Origin of the sequence: Actinomadura sp. 6K520 (assembly GCF_004349245.1) — a bacterium.
Classification (GTDB): Bacteria; Actinomycetota; Actinomycetes; order Streptosporangiales; family Streptosporangiaceae; genus Spirillospora.
In genome coordinates this window covers 92,440-116,770 of sequence record NZ_SMLC01000002.1, presented here as the reverse complement: position 1 = coordinate 116,770, position 24,331 = coordinate 92,440, and the positions used below count along the sequence as shown (strand labels likewise).

The window sequence follows — 24,331 nt, the reverse complement described above, 5'->3', positions numbered from 1 at the left end:
ACCCTCCCCATATGGAAACACTGTTTCAATCTGGGGAACGGTAACACGACGGGTCAGGCCGCCGGGGTGCGTGCCCGGCGTCCCGCCAGCTCGGCGAAGACGACGAGGCGGTAGGCGGCGGAGAACTTCGGATGGCAGGTGGTGAGCGTGAGCATCGCCTTCCGGGGACTGCGCCCCGGCCTGCCCGGCACCGGCGCGGTCACGTCGGTGCGGCCAGGCCGCACCACGACGCGTCCCGTCACCCGGTAGACGAAGGTCGTCGCGGCGGTGTCGACGAGGATCTCGTCCCCGCGGGCCAGCTCGCCGTTGCGCTCGAACGGCCCGCCGTAGGTGGTGCGGTGGCCGGCGATCGCCATGTTGCCGACCTGGCCCGGCCCGGCCGTACCCGGATAGTGCCCGGGGCCCCTGCGCAGGTCGGCCGTGCCCACGCCCTCCACCACCGCGTACCGGTAGGACGATCCGAACTTCGGGACGCGGATCAGCGCGTACGCCTGCCCGGCCGCGGGCACGGGGACGGCGGCCCCGCCCCCGCGCCGCGGCCCCGCCGCCGCGAGCCTGCGCGTCTGGGCCGCGTTCCACCGCCGTTCCAGCTCGCTGTGCAGGTCGCCCTGCTGCCGGTGCGTGTACTCGCCGGTTCCCCAGGACAGGTAGCCGACGAACATCGCGAGGACGAGGCCGGCCGTCATCGACAGCTCCGCCAGGCTCCGCAGCACCGTGCGCATGGTCGGAAACCGTAACCCTTCGGTAGGGAAACGGCGATCCCCTGAGTGAAACGATTCGGTTGCCGCCCGCGCCCGCCCCTTGACAGCTCCGCTCCGGAGCGGTTTCGCTATGTCCGTCTTGCGAAACTTTGTTTCCCGATGAGAAACGAAGCTCCGCAAACGGCCGGCAGTTGAGGAGCAGCGGCAGATGAGACGCACACGCACGGCCCTGCGCGGAGCCGCCGCGGTGATCACCGCGGCGGGCGCCGTCGCGGCTCCCGCGATGCAGGCGGGCACCGCGCACGCCGCCACGGGCCAGGTCCCCTACCGGTGCCAGATCTTCGGCTCCGGGTTCGACTACGACGCGACCGTGACGGTCACCGCACCCGCCTCGGCCACCACCGGGGACGCGGTCACCGTCGAGGCCGACTTCTCCGACCTGCCCGGCGTCGCGCCGCTGCCGGTCGACTCCTGGACCACGTCCGGGACGCTCACCGTCTCCGGCGCGCAGTCCGGGTCCGTGCCGATCAGCGCGCCGAAACGGACCGGGGCGATCCCGGCGTACGGCGAACTCCCGATCGGCAAGGTCTCCGGCGAGCTCACCCTCACCGGTGCCGGCGAGGTGCGCATCGCCCCCGCCGGGCTGACGGTCGTCGCCGAGGCCGGGGCGCAGGCCACCATCACCTGCACGCCCAAGAGCACCCCCGGGCACCTCGCCACGATCAACGTCACCGAGGGCGGGCCGGGCGCGTCGGTCAGCCCCCCGAGCGTCGTCCAGGGCGGCACCGTCACCCTCACCGGGGCGGGCTGGCGGCCGGGCGCCGTGGACGTGACACTGTGCGACGCCGCCGGGGCCGCGTGCGAGCCGGACGACCTGACCGGCGTCACCGCCTCCGCCGACGCCGCCGGGAAGCTGACCGGATCGGCGACCGTCGCGGAGTCCGCCGCGCCGGGCGCCCGCACGATCGTGGTCGCCCAGGGTGAGGCGAGCACGCGCGTGGCGCTGACCGTCACCGGGAAGACGCCGCCGCCCACCGGCGAGTGCGAGGGCGAGGACGCGGACCGGTGCGGCGAGCAGAAGATCAACGTCACCGTCAACGGCGGGCCGCTCACCATGTCCCGCGAGGCGGGCGAGGTCGACCTCAGCCCCGTCACGCTGGACGGCACCGAGCAGTCCGCCACCGGCTCGCTCAAGCGGGTCGAGGTCATCGACGCGCGCGGCGGCACCACCGGCTGGTCGCTCACCGGCACGCTCACCGACTTCACGTCGCCCGCCGGCACGAAGATCCCGGCCGGGAACCTCTCCTGGACGCCGGCGTGCACCGCCGCGCCCGGGGCCAGCGCCGTCACGCCCGGCAGCGCGGGACCGCTCGACACCACCACCGCGGCGACGCTGTGCACCGCGCCCGGCGGCACCGGGCAGGTCGTCGGCGGGACGTTCGCCGCCGGCGCCGGCCTCGACCTCACCGTCCCCCCGCTGACCGGCGCCGGGCGCTACACCGCCGTCCTCACCCTCACGCTGTCCTGACCGCCCCGAGCCCCGCGGCCGGACGGCGCGCACCATCGCCCGGCCGCACGAGGTGATCGATGAGTCCCCTGCTCCGGATCGCCGCCGCGGCGGTGGCGGCGGGCCTGGCCGCCGCGGCGGCCGCGCCCGGCGCCGCGGCGGCGGTTGCCCGGGCCCCGGCGGCGCCCGGCCCCGCCACCGGGAACGGCGCCTGGTCGGTGGGGCCCGCGAACCGCAGCGCGGCCCCGGCCGCGCGTCCCTTCTTCGCGTTCGAGGCGCCCGCCGGCGCCACCGTCCGGGACGTCGTCCGGATCACCAACCTGACCGAGGCGCCCATCGCCTTCGAGGTGTACGGGACGGACGCCTACAACACCCCCCGCGACGCCGGGTTCGCCCTGCGCGCGGCCGAGGAGACGTCCCGGGGCGTCGGCGCCTGGATCTCCCTCAGGGCCGCGTCGCCGAAGATCCCCGGCGGGAAGGCCAGGGAGATCCCCTTCACGCTGAAGATCCCCGCCGACGCGACGCCCGGCGAGCACATCGGCGGCATCGTCGCGCTGCACACGGCCGTCGAGAGCGTCCAGCGGAGCGGCGGCGCCCGCGTCGGGATCCGGCGGGCCGTCGGCGCCCGCGTGTACCTGCGGGTGACCGGCCCGCTGACGCCCGGCATGCGCGCCGACGGCCTCGGCGTCGCCCGCACCGAACCCCTCGTGCCGTTCGTGCGGAGCGGGCGCGGGACCGTCCGCTACACCATCGTCAACACCGGCAACCAGCGGATCTCCCCGACCGCCCGCGTCCGGGCCACCGGCGTGTTCGGCCGCGAGGTGAAGCGGTGGCCCGACCGGCGCATCCCGGAGATCCTGCCCGGGGAGCGCACCGAGATCACGCTGCCCTGGAACGGCCCTCCCGCCCTGGACAGGGTCACCGTCCGGGTGGAGCTGACCGCCGCCGGCGGCATCGACGTCCGGGCCCAGACCCGGTTCACGGCGGTGCCCTGGCCCGCGCTGCTCGTCCTCGCGGGCACCGTGTTCGTGCTGTGGTCCGTCCTGCCGCGGCTGATCCGCCGCTGGCGGGAGCGGGCGGGCCTGACCTCCGGTGAGACGGGGGTGTTCATGTGAGGGCCCGGTCGATCACCGTCCTGCTGGCCGCCGCCCTGGTCGTCCAGCCGCCCCTGTCCGCCCGGCCGGCGGCGGCCGCCGCCCCGGCCCGCGCGGCGGAGCCCGGGGTGAGCGCCGAGCCCGGCGCCGCCGCCGCGGGCACGACCGCCCGGGTCCGCGGCGGCTCCTGGACGCCGGGCGCGACCGTGCAGGTCCAGATCTGCGGGGCGAACGCGGTGCACGGCTCGGCCGACTGCGACACCGAGCGGGGCGTCACCGCGATGGTCGCCCCCGCCGGGACGTTCGAGGCGGGCCTCACCGTCGGCGCGCCCCCCGCGGCGTGCCCCTGCGTCGTCCGTGTCACCACCCTGCCGGGCGGGACGGGCCCGGCCGCCACCGCGACGGCGCCGTTCACCGTCGAGGGGCATCCCGTCGAGCGGATCGTCCGGGACGTCGTGCCCGTCCGCGCGGACGTGGTCGGCCTGGAGGTCGTCGGCGGCGGGGACCGCGCCGAGCTGTTCGGCGGCAGGCCGCGGCGGACCCTGGTGCTCCGCATCCGCAACTCGGGCGCCGAACCCATCGAGAACACCCCGCTGGTGGTCGGCTGGGGCGCCGAGGACACCCCCGACAGCCCGCTGGACGCGCCGCGCACCGGCACCCTGCAGCCGGGCCGGACCGCGACGTACCGGATTCCGGTGGTGCTGCCGCCGGCGGCCTTCGGCCAGTTCGTGGTCGGCGGGCGGTACGCCGGGTCCGTCCCGTTCGAGACGACGTTCAGCGCCTACCCCTGGGGGCTGATCGGGGCCAACGCGCTCGCCGCGCTGCTGCTGCTGTTCGGCATCCGGCTGGCGCTCGGCCGCTGGGCGGCGGCGCGGCGGCGGAAGCGCCGCGGCGCGTCGGCGTCCCCCGCCCACCACCCGGTGGCCCCGCGCGCCGCCCCGGGCGTGGAGCTCACCGACGTGCTCGGCTACCTGGACTCGGTGGCGCCGTCGCCGAGCGGGGCGTACGTGGTCGACCGCGCCGAGCTGATCGGCTACCTGGAACGGCGCACCGGCGAGGTCCTCGAACCCGTCGACGCCGAGGCGCTGGACCGGTTCCTCGCCCCGCCGAGGGGAGAGGCGGTATGACCGTTCCGCTCCCGCCGGTCCCCCGGCACGCCGCCGCCCGCACCGCGGGGCCGGTGCTCCTTGCCGCGGCCGGGCCGCCGGCGGGCGGGACCGTGCTGCTGCTCACCGACGCGCTCGGCGGCGTGGTGAAGGTCCCCGGCGACGTGGTGACCTACATGGCGCTCACGGGCCTCGTGCTCGCCTGCGCGGGACTCTTCCCGCTGCTCTGGACGGCCGGGCGGCGGCGCCCGCACCGCGCGGCGGCGGCCTGCGGCGCGACGGCCGGGCTCGCCGTCGCGCTGGCGGGGCTCGTCCCGGCCGTCCCGGTCTTCGCCACCGCGCTGCTGGCCGCCGGGGTCCTCGCGGGGCCGCTGCTCGCCGTGCCGAGGGCGTGCGCCGCCCGGTCGTCCGGCGGGCCCGCGCGCGGGCAGGCCGCCGCGCTCGCCGGCCTGGCCGCGGCCGCCTGGCTCACGGTGCTCCGGTCCGCCGATCCCGGGTCGGCGCTGCTGATCGCGGGCGGCTGCGCCGCCGCGCTCGCCGCGGCGGCCGCCCTCCTCGCCCGCGAGGCGCCCGGGGAGTCCGGCCGGTCCGTCGGGCGGGTGCGGGACATGATCGGCGTCCGCGAGGTCAAGGCGTCCCTTCCGGTGTACCTGCTCGTCGGCTGGGTGGCGGGGTCCTCGCTCATGGGCGGGCTGCACCTGCTCACCTTCCGCTGGGATCTGATCGGGGAGGAACCCGTCCGGCACCTGGCGTGGGCGCTGCTCCCGGCGGTCGCGCTCGCCGTGCTCGGGCGCCGGGCGGCCGGTACGGCGCAGACCGTCCCCTGGCTGCTGCTCGCGGGCGCCGCCGCGCCGATCCTGATGGCGAGCGCGCCCGGCCCGGGCACGCTCGCGGCCGGGTTCGCCGTCGCCCTGCCCGCCGCGGGCCTGGCCGTCGCCGCCCTCGACACCACCGTGCTCCGGCCGCTGCCAGAACCGCGCCGTCTGGCGGCGGCCGGCCTCACCGGGATCGCGGCGGCGGGCGGCGGGCTCGCCGGTTTCGGCTGCGCGGCGGCCCTGCGCGCGGTGCTCGCCGAGGGGTCCGCGCTGACGCTGACGGCGCTGCCGCCGATCGTCGGTGCGCTGCTGGCGCTGCGCGTGCGCGGCCCCGGGAGCGCGCAGCCGCCGCCGTTCCTCGACGTCCGGGACCTGGCGGTCCCGCGCGGCCCGGCCCGGCTGCGCCGGATCGGGCTGCGGATGGCGGCGGGCGAGATCGTCGCGCTGTCCGGCCCCGGCGCGGGCACGCTCGCCGCCGCCCTGGCCGGGCGGACGCCGTGCAAGGGCGGGATCGTGCTGGGCGGCGCCGACCTGACCGCGCTCGACGCCTACCAGCGCATGGCGCTGGGGCTGTGCCACCACGCGGGCCCCGAGCCGCGCGCCCCCGGAGAGTCGCCGGTCGCGGTGGGGCTGGCCGCGCACGCCCGCGCGATGGGCCACGCCGACCCCGGCGCCGCCGCGCACTCCGTCCTGGACGTCTTCCCCTCGCTCCGCAAGCTCGCGGGCGAACCCGCGGGAGCGCTCACCGCCGCGCCGAAGGGACTGCTCTCGCTCGCCGAGGCGCTGCTCACCCGGCCCCGGCTCCTGCTGGTGGACGGCATCGCGGGCGGCCCGTGCGCCACCGCCGTGCACGCCGTGCTGCGCCGGCTCGCCGCCACCGGCACCGCCGTGGTCATCGCCGGACCCGCCACGCCGGAGATCCTCGCGCTCGTCCACCGCGCCTACGCCGTCGAGCCCGGCCGCATCGCCGAGATCCCCGTCCCGGCGGCCGGCGAGCCGCGCCCGCCGGCCGTGGCCCGCAGCACCGGAGGTTCCGTCACGTGATCCCCATCGCGCTCGCCGCGCTGGCGCTGTCCCCGCTCGCCTCCGCCGGGACGGTGGCGGCCCCGCCCGAGCTGCACGTCAGCCGCTCCGCCGACCTCACCGCCGGCGAGACGATCATCGTCTCCGGGGCCGGGTTCCGGCCCGGGCTGAAGGCGGTCGCCGTCGGGCTGTGCCGGGAGGGCTACACCAACGGGCTCAAGGACTGCGACCTCGGCGGCGGCGCCACCTTCGTCAACGTCGACGCGCACGGCAAGCTGCCGGAGGTCCGGTTGAAGGCCCGTCCGGAGTTCGGCGGCATCGACTGCATGACCCGGCAGTGCGTCATCGGCGCCGGGCCCCTGCCGGGCACCGTGCCGGACGCCGTCTACGACACCAACACCGCGATCGTCCGCGTGGGCTTCAAGGGGTCGTCGTTCAAGGGCGGTTCCGCCGTGCACACCTCCCCGGTGCCCGCCGCCGGGGCCGGGCCGGGCACCGGAGGCCCCTCGACGCCGCTCTGGGCCGCGACCGTCGCGCTGCTCGTCCTCGCCGGGGGAGTCGTCACCGTCGTCCAACGCCGCAGCAGATAGGCGGCAGCCAACCAGAAGGAGCAAACGCCGTGACCGGAATCAGTATTTTTCGAGGGGGGGCGACCCCCCACGCCCCCCGGACCGGCTTCGCCGGACTTGTGAGACGTGCCGGCGCCGTGGTCGCACTAGCCGGGGCATGCGTCCTGGCGGTCGCGCTGCCCGCGCTGGCCGCACCGAAGATCAATGCCAGCAAGACCACGGGTGTGAAGGCCGGAGACACGATCACCGTCCAGGTGACCGGCATGAGCCCCAACGAGACCTTCGTGACGCTCGGCCAGTGCAAGCCCGGCCCCAAGCTCCCCAACGACTGCGCCGCGCAGGGCACCGGGGGAGCGATCCTCGGCGCCACCGACGCCGATGGCAACTTCGTGACCAAGGACGGCTCCACGGACGCCAAGATCAAGCTCGTCGCCGAGGCGGGCGGCGCCGACTGCGCCGCCAAGGCCGGCGCCTGCGTCATCGCCGTCACCGCGCCGGGCAACCAGGGGCCGAACACCGCCGAGATCCCGCTCACCTTCGGCGGCGGTGGCGGTGGCGGCTGCGGTGGGCGCCAAGGCGGTCGACCCCGATACCGCCTGGTACCGGTCGTTGGCCAAGCCGTCGTGGCAGCCGCCGGCGTGGGCGTTCGGGGTCGTGTGGACGCCGCTCTACGCGTCGATCGCGTGGGCGAGCGGGCGTGCGCTGGTGAGGTCGCAGGGGCGTGAGCACTGTGCCTTGGCCGCCAGCCTGGGGGTCAACCTGGCACTGAACGCCGCGTGGAATGTCTTGTTCTTCCGTCGGCGCAGCACGGCCGCGGGAGTCGTGGGCACGGTTCTGCTGGACGTGAGCAACGCCGAGCTGATCAGGCGCACGGCCCGTGCCGACGCCGTCGCGGGCGCCGTGCTGGTGCCGTACGCGGCGTGGTGCGCGTTCGCCACCGCGCTGAACAGCGATATCGCCTACCGCAACCGCCGCGCCCGCCGGTGATGAGCACGTCGATCATGCTGTTCACCCGTGATCTCCGGGTCCGGGACAATCCCGCTCTGGCCGCCGCCTGCGAGGCCGGCCGTGTCGTTCCGGCGTTCGTCCTCGACAGGGCGATCCTGGACGGTCCGTTCGGCGTGCCCAACCGCGTCCGGTTCCTCCTGGACAGCCTGGCGGACCTGCGGAAATCGCTGCGCGAGCTGGGCGGCGACCTGGTGGTGGTGCGCGGCGACCCGGTCGCGGAGGTCGCGCGGCTGGCCGAGAGGACGCACGCCGCGTCGCTGTTCGTCGCCGACGAGCGGTCGGCGTTCGCCACCCGGCGCCTCGCCGGCCTCCGGCAGATCGGCCTGGACATCTCGCTGCATCCCGGCATCACGGTCGTCCCGCCGGGTGAGCTCACGCCCGCCAGCGGCGACCACTACCGGGTGTTCACCCCGTACTGGCGGGCCTGGGAGGCGGCCCGGTGGCGTCCGGTCGCGGACGTGCCCGAGGCGGTCCGCCTGCCGTCCGGCGTCAACGCGGGCCCGCTGCCGCGGCTCGCCGAACTGACGCCGGGCTCGCCGTCGCCGGACCTCGCGCCCGGCGGCGAGCGGAAGGGGCGGGAACGCCTCGCGGCGTGGCTCCGGCGGGACGCGGCGGCGTACGAGGACGTCCACGACGATCTCGCCGCCGACCGGACGTCCCGGCTCAGCCCGTACCTGAAGTTCGGCTGCGTCTCGCCGCGGGAACTGGCGCAGACCGGGCCGGACGCGTTCCGCCGCCAGCTCGCGTGGCGCGACTTCCACCACCAGGTCGCCGCGGCGTTCCCGGCGCTGCCCAGGGACGACTACCGGCCGCGCGACCGGCGCTGGAACGACGACGAGGACGCCCTCGCCGCGTGGTGCGACGGCATGACCGGCGTCCCGATCGTGGACGCGGGCATGCGCCAGTTGCACCGCGAGGGCTTCATGCACAACCGCGCACGGCTCATCACCGCATCGTTCCTGACCCGCGACCTCGGGATCGACTGGCGGGACGGCCTGCGCCACTTCGGCGACTGGCTCACCGACGGCGACATCGCCGACAACGCGGGGAACTGGCAGTGGGTGGCGGGCACCGGGAACAGCACCCGGCCGGACCAGGTCATGAACCCGCTCCGGCAGGCGTCCCGGTTCGACCCGCGCGGCGATTACGTCCGCAGATACGTGCCCGAACTCGCCGGCATCGAGGGTTCGCGCGTCCACCGCCCGTGGGCCCTGCCCGCGTCCCAGCGACGCACCCTCGACTACCCACAGCCCATCCTCCTCCCCGAATGACCGCCGGGCCTGACGTGGCATCGGTGGCACATGGTTCAGCGCAGGGTGCGGAAGAATTCCCGGATCACGGACGTGACCAGGCCGGGAACCTCCAATGCGGCGAAGTGCCCGCCCTCGTCGTGCTCCGTCCATGCCGTGATCTCGTTGTCGCGTTCGGCGAAGCGCCGCACGGTCGCGTCCCCTGGGAACACCGCCACTCCCGTCGGCACCGCCGACTTCGAGACCGGCTTGCCCCAGATGTCGGCCGACTCCCGGTAGAGGCGTATCGCCGACCCCGCGGTTCCGGTCAGCCAGAAGATGCTCACGTTGGTCAGGACGGCGTCGCGGTCGATCGCGTCCACCTTGCCGCCGTGGTCGTCGTAATGGTCGGCGTACCAGGCCAGCTGCCCCGCAGGAGAGTCGGCCAGGGCATACGCGAGGGTTTGCGGACGGGTGCTCTGCACCACCCCATAGCCCGAGTACTCCTCCCAGCCGGCCATCAGCGCCAGCCGGGCCTGGTCGGCCTGGGACAGCCCTTCCAGCTCCGCCGGATCCCCTGACGGCAATGTCATATGTGCGTTGACGTGCACGCCCACAACGTTGTCCGGCGCCGTGCGTCCGAGTTCGGGTGCCAGCACCGAGCCGATGTCGTTGCCCTGCGCGCCATAACGCTCGTACCCCAGGCGCCGCATCAGCTCTGCCCAGGCGCGGGCGATGCGCGCCAGCCCCCAGCCGGGTTCGCGCGTGGGGCCGGAGAACCCGAAACCCGGAACGGACGGTGCGACCACGTGGAACGCGTCCGCCGGGTCGCCGCCGTGTGCGCGCGGGTCCGTCAGCGGGCCCACCATCGCGCTGAAGTCGGCGAACGTGCTCGGCCAGCCGTGCGTGAGGATCAGCGGCAACGCGTCCGGCTCCGGCGAGCGGACGTGCAGGAAATGCACCCGCTGCCCGTCGATCTCGGTGGTGAACTGCGGAAATCCGTTCAGCCTGGTCTCGTGGCGCCGCCAGTCGTACTCGGTGCGCCAGTGTTCGGCCAGCTCCTGCACCCGATCCAGCGGCACCCCGAACGACCAGCCCACGCCCGGCAGCTGGTCGGGCCAGCGGGTACGGGCCAGCCGGTCACGCAGATCGTCCAGGTCGCGCTGCGGGATCTCGATGCGGAACGGGCGGATCTCGGTGATGTCCATGCCCGGCACGCTAGAGACGGAAGCGGCCAGAAGATGTCCGCAATACGGCCGAGCCACAGGTGATGCCGAGGTCGCGTGGACGGGCGGGTGGTCTCAGTGGCCGGGGGTCGTGCTCGTGGCGGCCGGGGTCGCCAGCTGGTCTCCGGTGAACGAGTAGGGCGGCCACGGGCCGAGGAAGCGCACCTGGACGGCGGGATGGCCTTCCTGCAGTTCGGAGAGGATGAACCCCAGGTTCTCGACATCGTCGTCGTGCACCAGCAGGGCCAGGGAGAGCACCTCGATCTCCTCGGGACGGCGCGTCGCGCGGCGGCGGTCGGCCAGGTCCTCGGCGACGGCGCCCAGCCGGCGGCGGGCGTCGGCGTGCAGCTGGTCGGCGAAGGAGTCGGCCGCGGCCCGGCGCTTGGCGTCCAGCTGCTTGGCCAGCAGGCGCCGCAGGCCGAGCGAGCTGTTCCGCATGCGCTCTTCGATCTCCTGGACGGAGCCGTCGTCGGTCGGCACGGCCGTGGAGTCCAGCGTGATCTCGACGCGGTACTCGGCGCGGCCGCGCAACCTGGCGAGGCGGTCGTGGAGGTCGTCGCGGCTCTCCCGCAGCCAGGCGCGCAGGCGGCTCTCGGCGTCGCCGTCCTCGCCGGGGGCGACCAGCACGTTGAAGGTCATGGGCAGCACGCCGCCCGCCGCGCGGCGCATGCCCTCGACCGCCTCGTCGTGGGTGCGGATCCAGCGGCGGACGTCGTCGTCCGGCCCCTGGTAGGGCCGCGCCGGGGCCGCGTGGACCAGGGCGGCCAGCCCGCAGTCGGCGGCCCGGACCAGCCGCAGCGGCGCGCCGTCGAGTCCCTCGCCCGGGGGTTCGGCGCCGGCCCCGGGGTCGGCGAGGAGCGCGTACACGTACAGGGCTTCGCCGCTCAACGCCGCTCACCCCCGCCCTCGATCTCCTCGGCCCAGCGTTCGGGGTTGGCCAGGCGGTCCACGACCTCGTCGACGACCTCGTCCAGGCCGCGGTGCAGGTCCGCCACGGAGGCGGTGATGCCGTGCTCGGCCTTGATCTCCTCCATGGCCTCGTCCAGCTCCAGCAGGGCGTCGCCCAGGCGGTTCAGCTCCTCGGTGCTGAGGTCGCCGCCCTCCATCCGGCGCACGGCCTGCCGTTCCAGCGCTTCCTGGATCACTTCGACCAGGGTGACCACGAGGGTGAGAACACCGTTCTTGAGGCTGCTCTCGTCAACGGTGATGGCCATGAGGCTCCTTCCCAGCGGCGGTGCGGGCGGACGGCGCCAGAAGCCGCGCCCAGCGCGGCCCCTCCGCGGTGGCCAGCACGAGGTGCTCGCCCGCCGCGTCCACGACCAGGCGGTCCAGGCCGGTCGTGGGCGTGGTCCCGGGTTCGAGCCGCACGTCGCGGATCCGGGCGGTGTCCAGGGTCACGGCCGGGCGAGCGTCGGTCGGCGACTTCCAGGTCAGGCGGCCGTTCTCCAGCCGGGCCCGGCCGCCGCGCCACATGGCGCCGTCCCGGCGCGGTTCGTGGTACCACATGTGGGCCTCGCATTCGGGGCCGCCGTCGTCCGCGATCAGGGGGCGCGGCTCGTGGGACCGGACGTGTGGTGCCAGGCGGCGCAGGGTCTCGTCGAACTTCTCTGGGTTCGCGGCGGAGAGGAGGGCGCCGTCCCCGCCGGTCAGCTCCACGCGCACCCGCAGGCGCTCCTCGCCGCCGACCGTCCGCTCACTCTGCAGGCGGGTGGCGTCGACGTCCTCCAGCCGGGCCTCCCAGAGCACCTCGCGCGGCTCGCGCCGGTGGACCAGGATGCGCCGGTCGGTGAGGAAGAGGGTGCCGGGCCGCCAGACGTGGGACATGCCGCGTTCGTCGTAATGGCCGCCGAACGACCGGATGACCACCCGCTCGTCCTCTTCGAGTTCGGGTGCGGCGGCGGTGGCGCGCTCCGCCCAGGCGCGCGTGTCGGCGTCCCACTGCTCCAGCAGCCCGTACTCCAGCATGGTCTCCATACCGGCGATCGCCGCGCGCAGGTTGACCCCGATGAGCGGGATGTCGGCGACCGCGATGATGAGGTCCAGGTGGAGCACCGCGCCCTTGTTCAGCACGACCTCCAGCAGGTCGTCCAGGGTGACCTGCGGGTCGCGCGTCGGGCGCAGCGGCGCGGACATCGGGGATTCAGCCGGCATCGCCGTCCCGCGGCTTCTTCTTGGCCGAAGAGCCGTTCCGCGCGGCCTCGGTCAGCGCCTTGGCGCTGCGCCAGCCGCACCACGGGCAGTACTCCTCCAGCAACTGCCGTATGGGAGCCCGCTTCCCGCAGTCGGGGCAGGTCTCCTTCGGGTCCTCGGTCTCCTTCCAGGCGGCCGTCTCCACGTTCGTCCCGGAGGGGAACTCCAGGCCGTAGCGCGCGGCGGTCTCGAACGACGCCAGTGCCGCCCGCAACCGGATCCCGAGCAGCTCCACACCCGCCACCGACACCATGATGTCGGCGTTGATCACCAGGCCCTTGTCCAGCAGGACCTCGACCACGTGGGCCAGGCCGCCGTCACCGGAGCGCTGCGGCTCCATCGGGCGCCGAGTGCCGACCGGGCGCCCGGTCATGTCCCGTGCGGTCACGGTCGATCCGGTACTGCGGCGCTCGATCGAAGCGGGACGGACGACATCGCCGCCCTGCCCGGAGGAGCGCGTTTCGGTCGGCTGCCTGTCCTGGGCCATCATGTCCTCGTCCGGTGTACTGGCTCGTCGCACGCAGAGGTTCCACGCCAACGCGAACGTAGGGACACATATCCACTGATCTACCGATCAATCATCCGCTCTTGATAGGGACGTGCCGTAAGCCGGTACCGCCATGTCCCACGCGGGGCCACTCGAACCGAGTATCAACGCCGTCAGCCGCGCGTCCCACTCGTGCATCGAGCCGAACTCGGAACGCCACGCGAGGGCGGGCTTGGTGAACTCGTGCAGCCGATGCTCGAACGTCGTGCCGATCGCGCCGTGCACCTGGTGGGCGTTGCGCACCACGACCGATGCCGCGTGGCCGGTCACGGAACGGGCCGCGGCGACCGCGAACTCCAGCGAGTCGAGATCCGGGCCAGGGGAGGCCGCTTCGAGCACCGCGGCGTCGGTCGCGGCCATGGCGAGGGCGCACTCGCTCGCCGCTTCGGCGATGAGGTGCTGGACGGCTTGGAACCGTGTGATGGGCCGGCCGAACTGCCGCCTCTCGGAGGCGTGCCGGAGGCACAGTTCGACGATGCGGTCCATGGCGCCCGTGATCTGGACGGTCCGGGCCAGCGCACCGCGCAGCGAGTACTCGCGCACCACGTCGTCACCGATCTCCACGCCCGCCAGCGACTCCACGGCGACCCGCACGGTGTCGCGCGGCTGACCGGCCAGGTCATGGGACGGTTCGATCGCCGCCGCCGACGCCGGGACGTCGGCGGCCTTCCAGGCTCCCTGTTCGCCCCAGATCACCACGATCGCGTCCGCCGAGGCCGCCCAGGGGACCCGTTCGGCGCTTCCGTCCTGATCGAGCAGGCAGCCCGTGCGCAGCGCGCCCGAGCCCGGCAGGCCGGCGCGGTCGAGCAGCCATCCGGCGAGCAGGTCGTGCTCGGCCAGCGGTACCGGCGCCGCGGCCCCGGCCGCCGCGCGGAGCAGCGCCGCGGCCTCGACCCACCCGGCCGCGGCTTCCTCGCCGGAGGTGAGCCGGGTGAGCCCCAGCTCCTCAAGGGTCCTCCACAGGTCGCGGTCAACGCTGACCTGAAGCGTTGCCGCGGGCCGCGTGTCGCGCCAGTCGGTGAACACGTCGCGGAACAGCCGCTCCAGGTCGCCGTCGACCCGCATGATCTCGCTCATCACCGCAACCCCAATCCCCTGGCGATGACACCGTGCAGGATCTCGTTGGTCCCCCCGCGGATCGTGAACCCCGGGCGGGCGAGGAGCGCGGCGCCGGCCGCGTCCCGTACGGACGCCGGAACGTCCGCCCCGCCGAGGAACATGGCCGCGTACTCGGCCACGTCCCCCTCGGTCCTGGTTCCGAGCGCCTTGACGACCGCGGCGGCGACATCGGCGCGTTCGCCTCGTTCGAGCGCGCCCGCGACCGCGAGCGACATCCGGTGCAGTCCCGCGATCCTGGCGACGAACCGGCCCAGCCGCGGATCGGCCGGGAGCTGCCCGCGGCGCATCGCCTCCGTCAGGTCCTCAAGGAGCAGGTACGTGGACAGGAAGCGCTCCGGTCCGCTGCGCTCGAATCCGAGCTCGGAGGTCACCTGGTGCCACCCGTCCCCGATGGCGCCGAGGACCCTCCCGTCGGGGACGAAGACATCGCCCAGGAACACCTCGTTGAAATGGTGCCCGCCGTCCATCGAGACGATGGGCCGGATCTCCACGCCGGGCGACCGGAGGTCGACGATGAACTGGCTGAGCCCGGCGTGGCGGTCACCGGCGTCGACCGGTGCGGTGCGGGCCAGGGCGATCATGTGGTCGGCGCGGTGGGCGTTGGTCGTCCAGACCTTGGTGCCGGTGACCGTCCAGCCGCCCTCGGTGCGCACCGCCCTCGTGCCGACACTGGCGAGGTCGGACCCCGACTCCGGCTCACTCATGCCGATCGCGAACAGCACCTCGCCGCGGGCGATGCCGGGCAGGAACTCCCTCTTCTGCTCCTCGGTGCCGAACCTCAGGAGTGAGGGCGCCACCTGCCGGTCGGCGAACCAGTGCGCGGTGACGGGTGCTCCGGCGGCGAGCAGTTCCTCGGTGACGACGAAACGTTCGAGGAACGTACGGCCGTGCCCGCCGTACTCGACGGGAATCGTCATGCCGAGCCAGCCCTGGCCGGCGAGTCTGCGGGTGAACCCGATGTCCCACGCGCTCATCCACGAGTCGACGGCCGGCGTGAACCCGCCGGTCTCCAGCTCGTGCCGGACGAACGAGCGTACGCGGGCGCGCAGTGCCCGCAGCCGCTCGTCCTCCACGGTCGGCGGCAGGACGGGCCGACCGACATCTGTCCTGCCGACATCCGGCCTGCCGGCATCCGTCCCGCCGTCATCGCCGAGGCGATCCTCGCTCTGCATCGGTGCCGACTCCTTGTCCGCGCCTGCGATCCGGACCAGCGGGGGGCGCGCTCCCGTCGTCCGCAGATTCTGCACGAGGGCGGCGTCCGCCATGCCACCGCCCTCGGGGCACGTTCACCTCGAATCCGCGAGCGCGAGGGCGACACGCGGTTCGGGGCCCGGGTGGCGCCGGGGCGTGTGGTGCTGGTGGACGGGCTCGCGCCCATCAGCGGGTGACGCGAGACAGTGGCACGCGGTGCGGCGGCGGTAGTAGTACGCCATCGCCGCGCCGGCCAGGAGGGGGCCCCAGAGGCTGAGGGGCACGAAGGCCACGATGACCAGGAGGTCTATCTCGCCGCCGGCGATGGTGCCCGCGAAGTAGACGGTCAGCAGGGCGAGCATGACCGAGACCGTGAGTGCCGCGAAGGTCGGTACGGCTACCGGGATGGGACGGCCGTGCAGGGCGGGCACCCACCTTGGCCATACCTCGCCCCAGGGGCGGATGAGGCCGCGGGTCAGGATCGCGCCGCCCTCCGACGCGAAGCCGAGCAGGATGCCGGTGAGCCAGATTCCCCAGCCGGCGCCTTCGGGGAACGCGATCGGCCACGGGGTGAACCAGGTGAGGCGGGCCAGGCCGTAGGGCAGCGGCATGAGCGCGGCGATGATCGTGAGCTTGCGTCCCCAGCGGGCGGCGGACTCCGGGTGGGTCCACGCCGCGCCGGGACGGCCGCAGGCGGCGCAGCGGCCGTGGTTCACCCGGTAGGACGTCACCGTCAGGGCGAGCCAGACCAGGCAGCCGGCCACGGACAGCAGCGTCCAGTGGGCTCCCTTCATCACCATGATGGTGCCGGCCAGCAGGAGGCCGGCCGTCAGCGGAGTGCCCACCATCGCCGAGGTGCCCTTGATGCCGAGCCGGAAGGCCCGTGCCAGCAGGGCCGCGATCAGGGCCGGCGGGCCGGCGAACGCGAGGGCGTAGGCCAGGGCGAGCAGCGGCATGTGTCCCGAAACCGCCAGGCAGAGCCCGGCGAAGCCTGCGGCGATGGCCACGAGTGCCCAGCGCAGGGACCTGGAACGTCGCCGGGTGCGCAGGCCGAGCGTGACGGCGATGCCGCCGGTGCCGATCAGCAGCAGCCACTCCGGGGGGAACTCGAAGGCCAGCGGGGGGCTGCCGGCGTCGCCTCCGCCGAGGAGGTACGCCGATGGCCGCAGGGTCCACCACAGGCCGAGCGCGGTGGTCGTCGCCGACCAGCACGTCGCGAGCAGGGTCGTCCATCGGTGCGCGTTCAAGGTGCCTCCCAAACCGTGGATCCCCATCGTCCGGCGAGGGTCGGCGCCCGCACATCACCCATGGGAACCAGGAGCACCGGTCGCGGGAGGGAGGCACGGGGCAGCCGGCGGCGCCGGTCGCGGGGCGGTCTCGTGCTCGACACCGCGTCTTGCCGATTTGGATTTCTGTACGCCCACTCCTGGACGACGGGAAGTCGCTACGATTCCCCAGGGAGTGATCAATCAGTGCGCATTCTGCTCGTTTCAGACAATTACCCGCCAAACCGGGACGGCGTCGCGACTTCCGTGGCATCCCTGGCCGCGGGGCTGCGCGAGTCGGGCCACGACGTGGCGGTAATCGCTCCCCGCACCCGGACGCCGATACCTACCCGCGGGTATCCCACCTACCTGGCCCCGTCCTTTGCTACGGGGCAGGGGGGATTCAGGTTCGGCTGGATTTCCCCGAAGACCCTCGAACGGCTGGTCGAGCTTCACAAACCGGACGTGGTCCACATCCACACGCTGGGTTCGCTGGGCCTGCTCGCGGCGCGGCTGTGCCGGCGGACGGGTTTGAAATCCGTGCTCACCTGGCACACGGATCTGCTGGCCTATCGGGACGCCTATCCGATTCTCAAGCTGGGCATTCCCATCATGTACGCGGGCGGCCTGCTGCCGGACAACGCGGGTGGAGTCGCGAAGGTACTGGGACGGGCGGGCTTGGCGGCGCTGGCCGGAGTCGATGTCGCGCCCCACCACCGGCAGATGCTGTCGAGTGTTGCGACCCTTTTCGACCGGATAATCGTGCCGTCACCGAAAACCGCGTCCGCCCTGCGGGAGATGTCGCCTTCCTGTGTACCTTGCGTCATTCCCAGTGCGCCCGTCCGGCATGGACCGCTGGCCCCCGCGTCGGCACGGCGACTGCGGGAGATGCGGCAGTCCATCCATTCTGGGGATGCAGTTCTCGCGTACGTGGGCCGCCTTTCTTCGGAGAAGAACCTGGATACGCTTCTCCAGGCGATGGCACATCAGGTCCTGCCGGCCGTCCCGGCCGCCAGGCTGAACATCATCGGAGACGGCCAACGGAAGAAGTACGAGCGTATGGCCGAGGCGCTCGGCATCTCGCACGCCGTGGCGTTCGCGGGGCCCGCGCCGCCGGAGCTCGTCAACCACCTGCTCGGCCCGAGCAAGGTACTCGCCCACCCGTCGCTGACCGAAACGCAGGGGATGGTCATCGCCGAAGCGGCGCTGGAGGGCATTCCGGCGGTCGTCCTGGACGGCGCACTCGACGGTTTCGTGGTCAAGAACGACCAGACCGGATATGCCGCCGACTCGGAAAAGTGCTTCGGTGCCGCTCTGGTCCGGCTCCTGGAATGCCCGGACACCCGGCACCGGCTGGGTTCCAACGCGAAACGCCAGGCCACCGAATACACTCCGGCGCAATACGCCGCACGGGTGGCCGGCGTCTACGACGAACTCACATTCCCGCAGTGACGTCCGGCCCGGTCTTGCGCTCCGCAGAGTGGGCCGAGTAATGTTCGACCTCCCCTCGGAGGCACAGGAAGAATGGTATGCGCATCACGCTGAGGCAGCCCGCCGACAACGGGCCGCCCAATCCCGTCAAACCCTTCGCGGTGGACGCCACGGTCGGTGAGTCGGAAGACGGCCAGATACTGCGCATCCTGCTCACCGAGGTGGCGGACCTCACCAAGGCGATGCGCGAAATGCTCATGACGGCCGACCGGTTCATCAACTTCGCGGGCCTCATCGCGGTCGGGGCGCTGACCATCGGGCTCATCAAGCATGACGAGGGAAAGAACTGGCTGGCGCTCGTCTTCGCCCCCTATGGAATCGCCCTCGCCTTCGGATACCTGATTCAGATTTACACCGAGGTGGAGAAGCGCGCCGGTTACAAGCGCTTTCTCGAAGCCCGCGTCAACTCGCTGGTGGGCCGGCCGGTCCTGCTGGAGTCGCAGATCAATTCGCGGGTGGAGCGTAACCGCAAGAGTGTGATCGGCATGCAGGTACTGAACGCGATGGGATTCTTCGGCCTGATCGCGCTGAGCGCCAAGGAGACCGTTCAGCGGTATGGCGACGAGGGGCCGGAGATCCGCGGGCTGCATCTGCTCAATCTCAATACGCTCAATATCGCGCTCCTGGCGTTCTCCGTGTTCGTCCTGGGCCTTGCGCTCCGGGAGAACATGCAGGCGAGCGGCAAGGCGTACCGGCAAGCGGCCGCCCTCCAGGGGAACCACGCACCTCCGCCGCCGTGACGGTCCTGCCCAGGGCGGCCGGATGCTCGCGGTGAACGTCGTCTCGGAGTCCGCCCTCACCGTGGCCGGTCACGGCGTGCATTCCGCGTACCTGGAGCAGGTCACCATGCTCCGCCGGGTGGCCGAGGTGACCGTCAACCTGCCGCGCCGCGCCGACGTCCAGCACGCGCACACCGTCGGCCCCTACGCCGCCGGTCTGCTGATGGCGGGCCGGCGCCGCATCGTCACCGCCCACCTGACCGCCGATTCGGTGGTCGGCAGCCTCCGCGCTCACCGGCACTGGAAATGCGCGTTCACGCGATACCTGCGCGCGTTCTACAACGGGGCGGACACCGTTCTGGCCGTGAGTTCGGCGGTACGCGCCGAACTCAGGGACATGGGGGTCGAGCGGCCGATCCGGGTCGTCCCGAACACGGTCGACGTCGCGGCCATCAGGGCGAACGCGGATTCGTCCGAGGAGTCTCGCAAGAGGCTGGGCGTGCCGCAGGGCCGATTCATGGTCGTCGGGGTCGGCCAAGTTCAGCCCCGAAAAGGCATCGCCGCGTTCGTCGAATGCGCTCGGGCCCTTCCAGACGTCCTGTTCCGCTGGGTGGGGGGCGTCATCTTCGGTCCGCTGGCGGACCACCGAGCCGAGATGCATCGGCTCATGCGCGACGCACCCCCCAATCTCCTCTTCACGGGCCCGCTTCCACGATCGGCCGTCCTGTCCCACGTGGCCGCCGCGGACCTCTTCTTCCTTCCCGCTCTGCAGGAGAACTGCCCGATGGCCGTCCTGGAGGCGGCGGCGCTGCGGAAACCGATACTGCTGCGCGCCCTCCCCCAGTATGAGGACCAGTTCGGAGACGCATGTCTCTATGGCGACGACCTGGACTTCCCCGCCCTGATCGATCGGCTGAGCAGCGACCGCGGCCTGCTCACCCGGCTTTCCCTACGCGCGGGGGAACTCGCGGCGAAGTTCGATTCCAAGGCCAACGTCGAGCGGCTCCTGGACATCTACAACGCCGTATAAGGAGCCTCCCTGGTATGTCCTAACGGCGCAGGGCCTTCGTGCGGGCCGTCTCCAGGAAGACCCGTACCTCTTCGATGCGCAGGGCGTAGGCGGTCAGGCCGAAGATGACGCCGCCGACCGCGCAGCCTGCGAAGAGGGCGAGGAGCGCGGCGGCGGTTCCGCCGGTGAAGCCGCCCAGCAGCCAGGCCACCGCGCCGCCCGCCGCGGCGCCCGGGAGTGCCGCCAGGTGGAGCAGGAGGAGGGAGCGGAAGACGCGGCGGCCGTCCAGTCCGTGGAGGCGCTTCCGCAGGATCTGGCCCGCGATCAGGAAGCCGACCACGTAGTAGAGGCCGTGGCCGATCGGCAGGTAGATGACGATGTGCTCCGGCGGTGCCAGGTACAGGACCAGGAAGCCCGAGATCCCGTGGATGGCGACGGGGGCGAGGGCGATGAGCCCGGGGGTGCGGGTGTCGCCCAGGGAGTAGAAGACCCGCAGCATCATCTGGAACAGCGTGAAGGGGATGAGCGACACCGCGAACATCATGAGCACATAGCCGATGACGTGCGCGTCGTCCACCGAGGCGCTGCCGCGGGCGTACAGGACGACCGACATCGGCACCGCGAAGACCACCATCGCGACGGACGCGGGGACCAGCAGGACGGCCGCCAGCCGGACTCCGCGGGAGAAGTCCAGCCGGACCAGGTCCTTGCGCCCGTCCGCGACGTGCCGGCTCATCTTCGGCAGCAGCGCCGTGATCACCGAGACCGCGATGATGGCGTACGGCAGCTGGAAGATGACGAAGGCGTTCTTGTAGGCGGTGATGCCCGCCCCGGTCTCCAGCCCCGCCTCCGCCACCCGGGCGCCGGCGCGGGTCGCGACGTTCGTGCTGACCAGCAGGCTGATCTGCGCGACGACGGCGTACACCATCATCCAGCCCGCGTTCCGCATCGCCTCACCGAAGCCCGATCCGCGCAGGCCGAGACGGGGACGCCAGCGGAACCCGGCGCGCCACAGCGACCACGCCAGGATGAGGGCCTGGAGCAACTGGCCGGCGGTCGCGCCGAGCCCGAGGAGCGCGACCTGGCCGTCGGTGATGTCGCCGGGGGTGCGGCCGGGTCCGGCGATCCACAGGAACAGCACGGCCGTCGCGATGATCGTGAGGTTGTTGACGACCGGCGCCCACATCGGCGCGCCGAACCGCTCGCGGCTGTTCAGCATCGAGCTGACGACGCCGCTCGCCCCGATGAAGAAGATCTGCAGCAGCAGGAAGCGCGCCAGGGTGACGGCGACGTCGCGCTGGTTGCCCGTCCACCCGCCCGCGTAGACGGTGATGAGGAACTGCGCGCCGAGGACCGCGACGAACGTGATGGCGGCCAGGGCGAGCAGCGTCACCGTCATGAACCGCTGCTCGGTCGCCACCCCGCCGTCCGGGTCCTGCTCCCGCCGCTTCACGAGGAACGGCACGAAGACGCTCGCCAGCAGGCCGCCGATGAGCAGGTCGTACACCACGAACGGCACCATGTTGGCCGTCTGGTAGGCGTCACCGAGGAGCCCGGTGCCGAGCGCGGCGACGATCGCCGCCGTCCGGATGAAGCCCGTCGCGCGGGACGCGACCGTCCCGATCGCCATGATGACGCTGGAGCGGGCCAGGGACGGCGGCGCCGCGTGGGCGGCACCGCCGATCTCCTCGCCCTCCTCGCCGGGGCGGTCGGCGGTCCCGAGGTCGCCGAAGTCGCTCGGGTCGTGCCGCACCTCCAGGCCGCGCTCCGGGCGGGACGGCGGTTCCCGCCGCTCGATGGCGTCCAGGACGTCGCCGGGCATGACGACGCGGCCGGTGTAGCCGCCCGCCATCTCCTCGTCCCGGAGATGTCCGGCCTCGGTGGGATCGGGCTCCGCGGCAGAGTCGCGCCTCACCATGGGCTCCTCGGGGATCGCGGTCACGGCTGCGACGGTGACGATCCCACAAGAAGCGGACAGGTCGGAAATCGAGCCCGACAGTGGTCCAGGTCAGGCGGCCACGGACACGCCGCTACCCCTCCGGCGACGCCGCAGACCATCCGGCGCCCGGGGCTGCCCGCGCGGCACGCGGACCATGGTCATGCCGCGAAGGCGGGCATCTGCAGTTCGCGGCGCCGCCGCGCCCCGCGCAGCTCGACGGCACGACCCCCGGCGCCTACCGCCGGGCGTTCCGCGCCGGACGTCCGTGAGCGGCGCGGTCACCCGGGCGCCCGTCAGGACGCGGCGTCCCTGTCAGGAGGCCGGTGTCCGGGCGAGCGGGCGGCGGTGGCCGCGGCGGGTGCCTTGCTCGCCCTGCTCGGCGGAGAGCTCCGGCGGGGCTAGGCGGACCTCGATGCGCCCGCCCTGGATCCGCGTCTCGTAGTGCGGCTGCGGGCTGCTGGCCGGGCCGCGTTCGATGCCGCCGTCGGCGAAGCGGAAGATGCTGCCGTGCCAGGGGCAGGTGACGCAGTCGTCCTCGACCGAGCCCTCGCCCAGCGGGCCGCCCATGTGGCTGCAGGTGGCGGCCATGGCGTAGATCGTCGCGCCCTTCCGGTACAGCAGGACGTCCACGCCGTCCGCCTCCGCCGTGCGGTGCTCGCCGTCGGCCAGCTCGCCCTCCGCGAGGACGGGCGTCCACTCCTCCGGTTCGTGCTCCCAGGCGGTGCGGTTGACGTTGACGCCGTTGGCGAACGACAGGTGGCCGCCGAGGTAGCCGCCGACCGCCATCAGCCCCAGTCCCGCGAACCCGAGGGCCTTGCCCTTTCCGCGCCTGCCGCGGGCACGCGCGACGGCCGACGCCGCGTACAGGGACAGGGCCGCGCTGTTGGCCGCGGCGTGCACGAGCCCGACCCGCCGGTCCGCGCCGAGGGTGTCGGACCAGTCGTTGAAGCCGCTGAGGGCGGTGGGCAGGGCGGTGACCAGGCCGACCTTCACCAGCAGGTCGGCGGCCGGTTCGGACTCGCGGCCGCCCATGAGGTCCAGCAGCGCGGACATGCTCCAGGCGCCGATCGGCACGTCCGTGAGCGGGGGATGCAGCGGATGACCGACCTTGGCCCCGCTCAGCAGGTTGCGGACGATGCGCGGCCGGACGGCGCGCTGGGCCACCTTGGCCAGCGGCTTGGCGTATCCGTCGAGCGCCTCCGCCTCCTCCACCCGGCGCATCGTCCTGTGCGGCATGTTCATGTGCGGGCCTCCCTGTAGCCACGACTCCACTCGTCCGCTCCCTATCCCCGGAACGCGACGAGAAACCCGGAGACCGGCTCTCACCAGGGCATTCGCACTTGACGAGATGCCATCTCGCATTGTATAAATCGTGGACCCTGGTGCGAGGAGAGCGCAAATGAAACCTGACTCGACGCCCCCGTCACCGACGGCCACCGCGGAACGCGACGGCTCAGGGGCCGCGATGCTCGCGGTGGACGGTCTCGCGAAGTCCTATCCGAACAAGAAGGGCGCCGTCCGGGCGATCGAGCAGGTCTCGTTCACGCTCCATGAGGGGGAGTTCGTCTCGATCGTCGGTCCCTCCGGATGCGGCAAGACGACCCTGCTGAGCTGCATCGCCGGCCTCCTCCCGCCCACCGGCGGCACCGTGACGCTCGGCGGCGATGCCGTCACCGGGCCGCCGCCCGGCCTGTCGGTCGTCTTCCAGGACTACAGCAGGTCGCTGTTCCCCTGGCTGAGCGTGGAGAGCAACGTCGGCCTGCCCATGAAGTCGGAGCGGGCCTCGCGCGCGGAGATCAAGCGCGACGTGGCGCGGCTGCTGACCCAGGTCGGCCTCGACCCGTCCGTCGGAGGCCGCTACCCCTGGCAGCTTTCGGGCGGCATGCAGCAGCGCGTGGCGATCGCCCGCGCGCTGATCTCGCATCCGAAAGTACTGCTCATGGACGAGCCTTTCGCGTCGGTGGACGCGCAGACCCGTACCGGGCTCGAAGACCTTCTCCTGCGGGTCTGGGAGGAGTACAACAAGACGATTCTCTTCGTCACCCACGACATCGACGAAGCGGTCTACCTTTCCGACCGGATCGTCGTGCTGTCCAAGAGCCCGTCCAGTGTCGTCGCCGAACTCGAAGTGCCGCTGCCCCGGCCGCGCGACCAGTTCGCCACCAAGGAGAACCCGATCTACGCCCAGCTTCGGGCGGAGGTCTTCCGCCTGGTCATGAAGGACATGCCGGCCGCCTAGCACCGGCGGAGCATACATTTCCGACCGCGGAGACAACTCCGGCGGATATGTCACCCGTGCATTCATTTCACGGGTTGAGAAAGCAACCCGAAATCGACGCGTGACGCCCGGCCGGGTGTCACAGGAACACCCGGCCCGGCGTCCGCAAGTGTGCCTTCCTCCGGCCGGCGGCCATGCCGTCGGCCGTTGTCGTCGTGCACTTTGCATTCGACCGCCGAAAAAAGTCTTCCGCATTTTCCGGCGCCGGCGACCTTGACTTCAGTGAGACGTGCGCCATACCGTCACCCGCAACGCCATTACGTCCTCCGAGATGGACGTGGCCCTGAAGCAGAGCTGGAGTCGGC

General features: G+C 72.9%; 22 protein-coding genes and 1 pseudogene. 12 read left to right on the top strand and 11 right to left on the bottom strand.

All coding sequences use genetic code 11. The annotated features are described in order from the left end of the window. Positions 1–53 precede the first annotated feature (53 nt). Positions 54–722, bottom strand: a complete 669-nt coding sequence (locus E1289_RS01265; protein ID WP_131974316.1) for a class E sortase — start codon at positions 720–722, stop codon at positions 54–56. Positions 723–909: 187 nt separating this feature from the next. Here E1289_RS01265 and E1289_RS01260 point away from each other — a divergent pair, with 187 nt between their 5' ends. The 8 genes from E1289_RS01260 (at position 910) to E1289_RS01230 (ending at position 9,094) form a co-directional block, all read left to right on the top strand. After that, entirely contained in the window at positions 910–2,229 is a 1,320-nt protein-coding gene (locus E1289_RS01260) for a hypothetical protein (protein WP_131974314.1), read from the top strand. 59 nt (positions 2,230–2,288) lie between these two features. After that, complete coding sequence (locus tag E1289_RS01255; protein ID WP_131974312.1) at positions 2,289–3,323, top strand: DUF916 domain-containing protein; 1,035 nt, start codon at positions 2,289–2,291, stop codon at positions 3,321–3,323. Continuing rightward, positions 3,320–4,429 (top strand): hypothetical protein, encoded by a 1,110-nt coding sequence (locus tag E1289_RS01250; RefSeq protein ID WP_131974310.1) that lies wholly within the window; start codon positions 3,320–3,322, stop codon positions 4,427–4,429. Before E1289_RS01255 ends, E1289_RS01250 begins: the two co-directional genes overlap by 4 nt. Then, positions 4,426–6,267 carry a hypothetical protein gene (locus E1289_RS37920; protein WP_165970288.1) on the top strand — a complete coding sequence of 614 codons (1,842 nt, stop codon included), beginning with the start codon at positions 4,426–4,428 and terminating at the stop codon, positions 6,265–6,267. The genes E1289_RS01250 and E1289_RS37920 overlap by 4 nt, the downstream gene beginning before the upstream one ends. Further along, a complete protein-coding gene (locus E1289_RS37915) occupies positions 6,264–6,836 on the top strand; it encodes a GPS-CTERM domain-containing protein (RefSeq protein WP_165970287.1) in 573 nt (190 codons plus the stop codon). Before E1289_RS37920 ends, E1289_RS37915 begins: the two co-directional genes overlap by 4 nt. A 116-nt stretch (positions 6,837–6,952) precedes the next feature. After that, positions 6,953–7,540: a neocarzinostatin apoprotein domain-containing protein gene (locus E1289_RS40025; RefSeq protein ID WP_347813557.1), complete on the top strand. Its 588-nt coding sequence runs from the start codon at positions 6,953–6,955 to the stop codon at positions 7,538–7,540. After that, positions 7,425–7,802, top strand: coding sequence for a TspO/MBR family protein (locus tag E1289_RS01235; protein WP_347813556.1), 378 nt, complete (start codon positions 7,425–7,427; stop codon positions 7,800–7,802). Before E1289_RS40025 ends, E1289_RS01235 begins: the two co-directional genes overlap by 116 nt. Beyond that, a complete protein-coding gene (locus tag E1289_RS01230) occupies positions 7,802–9,094 on the top strand; it encodes a deoxyribodipyrimidine photo-lyase (protein WP_243712535.1) in 1,293 nt (430 codons plus the stop codon). Before E1289_RS01235 ends, E1289_RS01230 begins: the two co-directional genes overlap by 1 nt. Positions 9,095–9,129: 35 nt before the next feature. Here the strand turns inward: E1289_RS01230 and E1289_RS01225 are convergent, their stop codons facing one another. The 8 genes and pseudogenes from E1289_RS01225 to E1289_RS01190 form a co-directional block, all read right to left on the bottom strand. After that, entirely contained in the window at positions 9,130–10,260 is a 1,131-nt protein-coding gene (locus E1289_RS01225; protein ID WP_131974302.1) for an epoxide hydrolase family protein, read from the bottom strand. Between the two features lie 93 nt (positions 10,261–10,353). After that, positions 10,354–11,166 carry a GvpL/GvpF family gas vesicle protein gene (locus E1289_RS01220; protein ID WP_131974300.1) on the bottom strand — a complete coding sequence of 271 codons (813 nt, stop codon included), beginning with the start codon at positions 11,164–11,166 and terminating at the stop codon, positions 10,354–10,356. Continuing rightward, on the bottom strand, positions 11,163–11,492 hold the full coding sequence (locus E1289_RS01215) for a gas vesicle protein K (RefSeq protein ID WP_131974298.1): 330 nt from the start codon (positions 11,490–11,492) through the stop codon (positions 11,163–11,165). The genes E1289_RS01220 and E1289_RS01215 overlap by 4 nt, the downstream gene beginning before the upstream one ends. Further along, positions 11,476–12,429: a gas vesicle protein gene (locus tag E1289_RS01210; protein ID WP_207928708.1), complete on the bottom strand. Its 954-nt coding sequence runs from the start codon at positions 12,427–12,429 to the stop codon at positions 11,476–11,478. The genes E1289_RS01215 and E1289_RS01210 overlap by 17 nt, the downstream gene beginning before the upstream one ends. 211 nt (positions 12,430–12,640) lie before the next feature. Further along, a pseudogene (locus E1289_RS40300) lies at positions 12,641–12,808 on the bottom strand (gas vesicle protein); the annotation flags it as partial. 234 nt (positions 12,809–13,042) lie between these two features. Beyond that, on the bottom strand, positions 13,043–14,092 hold the full coding sequence (locus tag E1289_RS01200) for an acyl-CoA dehydrogenase family protein (RefSeq protein ID WP_131974296.1): 1,050 nt from the start codon (positions 14,090–14,092) through the stop codon (positions 13,043–13,045). Then, positions 14,092–15,306: an acyl-CoA dehydrogenase family protein gene (locus tag E1289_RS01195; protein WP_131974294.1), complete on the bottom strand. Its 1,215-nt coding sequence runs from the start codon at positions 15,304–15,306 to the stop codon at positions 14,092–14,094. The genes E1289_RS01200 and E1289_RS01195 overlap by 1 nt, the downstream gene beginning before the upstream one ends. Before the next feature lie 114 nt (positions 15,307–15,420). Next, positions 15,421–16,572 (bottom strand): hypothetical protein, encoded by a 1,152-nt coding sequence (locus E1289_RS01190; RefSeq protein WP_131974292.1) that lies wholly within the window; start codon positions 16,570–16,572, stop codon positions 15,421–15,423. Positions 16,573–16,797: 225 nt separating this feature from the next. On the opposite strand from E1289_RS01190, the gene E1289_RS01185 reads away from it, so the two are divergent. From E1289_RS01185 to E1289_RS01180, 3 genes are all read left to right on the top strand, one after another. Next, complete coding sequence (locus E1289_RS01185) at positions 16,798–18,042, top strand: glycosyltransferase (protein WP_165970286.1); 1,245 nt, start codon at positions 16,798–16,800, stop codon at positions 18,040–18,042. A gap of 77 nt (positions 18,043–18,119) precedes the next feature. Continuing rightward, positions 18,120–18,821 (top strand): hypothetical protein, encoded by a 702-nt coding sequence (locus E1289_RS37910; protein WP_165970285.1) that lies wholly within the window; start codon positions 18,120–18,122, stop codon positions 18,819–18,821. A 22-nt stretch (positions 18,822–18,843) separates the two neighbouring features. Further along, positions 18,844–19,830 carry a glycosyltransferase family 4 protein gene (locus E1289_RS01180; protein WP_165970284.1) on the top strand — a complete coding sequence of 329 codons (987 nt, stop codon included), beginning with the start codon at positions 18,844–18,846 and terminating at the stop codon, positions 19,828–19,830. 19 nt (positions 19,831–19,849) lie between these two features. On the opposite strand, the gene murJ is transcribed toward E1289_RS01180, so the two are convergent. Next, positions 19,850–21,661 (bottom strand): murein biosynthesis integral membrane protein MurJ, encoded by a 1,812-nt coding sequence (murJ, locus tag E1289_RS01175; protein ID WP_243712539.1) that lies wholly within the window; start codon positions 21,659–21,661, stop codon positions 19,850–19,852. A gap of 399 nt (positions 21,662–22,060) precedes the next feature. Next, positions 22,061–22,990 carry a Rieske (2Fe-2S) protein gene (locus E1289_RS01170; protein ID WP_131974286.1) on the bottom strand — a complete coding sequence of 310 codons (930 nt, stop codon included), beginning with the start codon at positions 22,988–22,990 and terminating at the stop codon, positions 22,061–22,063. Between the two features lie 157 nt (positions 22,991–23,147). Between E1289_RS01170 and E1289_RS01165 the strand changes: the two genes are divergently transcribed. After that, positions 23,148–23,987: an ABC transporter ATP-binding protein gene (locus E1289_RS01165; protein WP_243712534.1), complete on the top strand. Its 840-nt coding sequence runs from the start codon at positions 23,148–23,150 to the stop codon at positions 23,985–23,987. The last annotated feature ends 344 nt before the right edge of the window (positions 23,988–24,331 follow it).